The sequence below is a fragment of the Cupriavidus sp. SK-3 genome (assembly GCF_000611145.1).
GTDB lineage: Bacteria > Pseudomonadota > Gammaproteobacteria > Burkholderiales > Burkholderiaceae > Cupriavidus.
Genome location: NZ_JFJV02000151.1, coordinates 1 through 671, shown reverse-complemented (window position 1 = coordinate 671; position 671 = coordinate 1). Strand labels below are relative to the sequence as shown.

Sequence of the window (671 nt, the reverse complement as noted above, 5' to 3'; positions counted from 1 at the left end):
TCTATCGCACTGTCATCGACCTGACGGTGCTGGACAACGTCGCCAAGCTCTGGCCCGATCAGCATGGCAACGTGGTCTATCGCCGCCTGCCGGCCAAAGCCGCCCAACTTGTCGTGGCCCGCTATAAGGATGGGTGGTCCGGATACTTCGAGGCGAAGAAGGTCTATGAGGCCAAGGGGCCTGGCGCCGCTGCCATGACGGGGGCACCGAAGCCGCCCAACTACCTGGCCAAACGCGATCACTTCGTCCTGGAACTGCCGCTGACGCAGATCGGGCCAACGCTGATCGGTCTCGGTGATCGAAAAATCCCGGTCAACTTTGAGGAATCCCTGTCGCTGACAGCCGAGCAAATGGAGGCGTGGAACGCCTACCGAGTCGGCGGGCAAGTGGAGCGTGCCTGCGCAAAGCGCGGCATTCCGGCCAGCGCGGCGCAGCACTTGCGCATGGTTCCTAAGGGGAAATCCGTCAAGTTCGAGGTTGTGGTGCGAGTGAAAAGCCGGATCCCGTCAACGTCGCTGCTGGCGAAAATGAAGCAGTCGTTGGGCAAGGTGATGGACGGCTCAGCCAGCAGACGAAACGAGGCCTTGCGTGGTGCGGTGGCGAGCGTCGATGTCCCGGCCGCCGGCGGCGATCGCGGACTGAACAATACCCTGACGCTCGCCTTCACGACC

Annotated in this window: 1 protein-coding gene; it reads left to right on the top strand. The window is 62.7% G+C overall.

What is annotated here, in order from left to right; genetic code table 11:
• Positions 1-671 (top strand): hypothetical protein (locus CF70_RS36640; RefSeq protein WP_035866270.1); only part of this gene is annotated, 671 nt, incomplete at both ends.